Source organism: Achromobacter semiaridum (genome assembly GCF_053543755.1).
Genome location: NZ_JBLVOL010000116.1, coordinates 13,823 through 16,052, shown reverse-complemented (window position 1 = coordinate 16,052; position 2,230 = coordinate 13,823). Strand labels below are relative to the sequence as shown.

At 64.8% G+C, this 2,230-nt stretch carries 5 protein-coding genes; 2 read left to right on the top strand and 3 right to left on the bottom strand.

Translation table 11 applies throughout. The annotated features are described in order from the left end of the window. Positions 1-50 precede the first annotated feature (50 nt). Positions 51-434, bottom strand: coding sequence for a hypothetical protein (locus ACNPP0_RS24880; protein ID WP_448707289.1), 384 nt, complete (start codon positions 432-434; stop codon positions 51-53). Between the two features lie 132 nt (positions 435-566). Here ACNPP0_RS24880 and ACNPP0_RS24875 point away from each other — a divergent pair, with 132 nt between their 5' ends. Beyond that, positions 567-812: a hypothetical protein gene (locus tag ACNPP0_RS24875; RefSeq protein WP_332608124.1), complete on the top strand. Its 246-nt coding sequence runs from the start codon at positions 567-569 to the stop codon at positions 810-812. Between the two features lie 12 nt (positions 813-824). On the opposite strand, the gene ACNPP0_RS24870 is transcribed toward ACNPP0_RS24875, so the two are convergent. Both ACNPP0_RS24870 and ACNPP0_RS24865 read right to left on the bottom strand, forming a co-directional pair. After that, positions 825-1,124, bottom strand: coding sequence for a DUF378 domain-containing protein (locus ACNPP0_RS24870; protein WP_448707288.1), 300 nt, complete (start codon positions 1,122-1,124; stop codon positions 825-827). A gap of 70 nt (positions 1,125-1,194) precedes the next feature. Then, the gene (locus tag ACNPP0_RS24865; RefSeq protein WP_332608126.1) at positions 1,195-1,464 is read right to left on the bottom strand and encodes a hypothetical protein; all 270 of its coding nucleotides are present in this window, start codon (positions 1,462-1,464) and stop codon (positions 1,195-1,197) included. Between the two features lie 142 nt (positions 1,465-1,606). Between ACNPP0_RS24865 and ACNPP0_RS24860 the strand changes: the two genes are divergently transcribed. Next, positions 1,607-2,197 carry a hypothetical protein gene (locus tag ACNPP0_RS24860; protein ID WP_332608127.1) on the top strand — a complete coding sequence of 197 codons (591 nt, stop codon included), beginning with the start codon at positions 1,607-1,609 and terminating at the stop codon, positions 2,195-2,197. The last annotated feature ends 33 nt before the right edge of the window (positions 2,198-2,230 follow it).

The following is a 2,230-nucleotide window of genomic DNA, read 5'->3' as shown; positions in this document are numbered from 1 at the left end:
AAAACGCCGGCCAGCGCGATTCCAGGGACGCAGCCTGACCGACTAGCGGTTTACTTGTTGTGGCGGGTCTTCAGATCCGCCATGCAAGCGTCCTTGGCGTTGCCCGACATGGCATCGCATTTTTCCTTGCCCACCTTGTAATCGGCGTCGCTCTTGGCCTTTGTCGCATCATGGTTGGCTTCGGCCTTTTCCTTGCCGGCCTTGGCGTCGGCGCGGGCCTTGTCGCGGTTGGCTTCCGCCTGCTTCTCGCATACGTCCTTCTGGTTGCCCTTCATCGCGTCGCAAGCCTTTTTGTCCATCTTGTATTGGCTGTCGATCTGATCGTTCGTGCGCAAGGGCGCAGAGCTGCCTTGGGTGGTTTGCGCGGAGGCCTGGAAGGCGACGGCGGACAGGCACAAGGCGATAGCGGGGCAAACGGTTCTGGACAGATTCATGACTGACTCCTTTGGGTAAGGGTCCACACTTGGCGGACCTACGGACCCTAGAGCAAGTGCCGTTCCCGGCCTGCCAGGCACGCCACTTGCGCGGGGGCTGGCGATATCCCCCATGTCATAGCGGAGAAACAAATGACGAACAACAACATGAAGCAGGACAACCCGGCCGCCGGCTCGGACACCGGAAAATCCCAGGCCAACCAGCCCAAGGACAATACCGAAGCCGCCCACGACAGCGGTCAATTCGGTGCGGATAAGCCGGGCTTTGGCAAAGAGCGTCAGCCCGCCAAGCGGCCGGCCGACAAGAAGCCCAACACCAAGGGCGCGGAATTCGAGGAAGGGGGCCAGTACCCGGGCCAGCGTCCGCCCGGCAACTGAAAAAAGCCGGGCTTAGCCCGGCTCTCCAGGCTCACCCGCTTCGTCGCCCCAGCGGAACAGCATCACCACGCAATGCAGCGCGGCCAGTCCGATGATGCCTTGAATGCCCCGCGTAACGGCGGCGTTGGGAATGACGCGGGCGATCACATCCAGGTTCACCGCCGCGATCAGGCCGCAGTTCAATCCGCCGGCCACCACTGCGATCAGCGCTGCCCAATCCAGCAGCGACAAGTCGCGCTGCCGCCCTGCGGGTCGCGCGGCAATTTCTTCTTCACCTGCGGAAATATCTTCACTCTGGCCCGACATATCCATGGTGCGCCTGCTCCGGTAAGGAAAGGCTGCGGGCAAAGGCCGCCCGCAGCGCGTGGATGCTGCCCCGAGGTCAACCTCCGTTGCGGACCGGGTCGGGAGGCGAGCGCGAAACGCCCGCGTCGTCGGCGTCGGTCACGTGATCCGGCGCGATGTCATCGCCGTCCACATCATCGTCCAGCAAGTCCGGGTCCACGCTTTCGCGGTCGCCGGTCGATTGCGAGTCGCTATCGGTTTGCGCCAGGCCCGGCGGCACGTCGCTGGCAGAGTCCGAGGTGTCGCTGGGTCCGACGTTGGGGCGGCCGCTATTGTCGGGGTATTGGATGTCAGGGGTAGGGGGCATGACGGTCTCCGGTAGGTCTTGAACAAGCGATAGCGAAGCCGCGTGGCAACGCCGCGCTTCGGGCGACCCCGCAAGTGCCGTGCCGGACCGCGTCGGGTATGCAAGTTGCTGGGCAAGCGGCGTACGCATACGGGAGAACGCTATGTCCTTGATCGTTGCCGCCAGATTCCAGACCTTTGACCAAGCCTCCGTCGCCACGCAGAACCTCTTCAAAGAAGGCTTTACGGAAGACGACGTCCATACGTTCTATATCAATTCCGCAGGCGGCCATTCGCGCTATCCGCTTGGCGGGGACCGGGCGGCCGACCCCGACGCCAAGGGAGGCCACCTGGGCGCGATGGCCGGCGCATCGGCGCTGGGGCTGGTGTTTGCCCTGGTCGGTGGCATGATCGCCGCGCAGATGTCCGCGCCGGTGCTGATCATCATCGCGGCGGCCGGTGTCGGGGCTTATATCGGCGCGCTCGCTGGCGCCATGTGGATCGTTGGCCGGGGCCGCCGCAAGACGCCCAGCACGCCTGTCGTGCAGGAATCGCATCCGGTGGTGCGGATGGCCGGTGTGATGCTGGCGTTGCATGTGACCGCTGAAAAGGAATCGGTGGCGCGTCGGGTGCTGCGCGAGTCCGGTGGGCAGGATATCGAGCGCGCCCAGGGCCGGTGGCGCGACGGCAAATGGCAGGACTTCGACCCGCTCACGCCGCCGCAAACCGTCGAGGCGCCGTCGCCCACGCCGTGATGTTTCTCTGTGCTTGGACCCAGACGCCGCGGG

Excerpts from the sequence above, each read along its gene's own strand:
- ACNPP0_RS24875 (WP_332608124.1), top strand. The coding sequence starts at position 567 with ATGACGAACAACAACATGAAGCAGGACAACCCGGCCGCCGGCTCGGAC.
- ACNPP0_RS24870 (WP_448707288.1), bottom strand. The coding sequence starts at position 1,124 with ATGGATATGTCGGGCCAGAGTGAAGATATTTCCGCAGGTGAAGAAGAA.
- ACNPP0_RS24880 (WP_448707289.1), bottom strand. The coding sequence starts at position 434 with ATGAATCTGTCCAGAACCGTTTGCCCCGCTATCGCCTTGTGCCTGTCC.
- ACNPP0_RS24860 (WP_332608127.1), top strand. The coding sequence starts at position 1,607 with ATGTCCTTGATCGTTGCCGCCAGATTCCAGACCTTTGACCAAGCCTCC.
- ACNPP0_RS24865 (WP_332608126.1), bottom strand. The coding sequence starts at position 1,464 with ATGCCCCCTACCCCTGACATCCAATACCCCGACAATAGCGGCCGCCCC.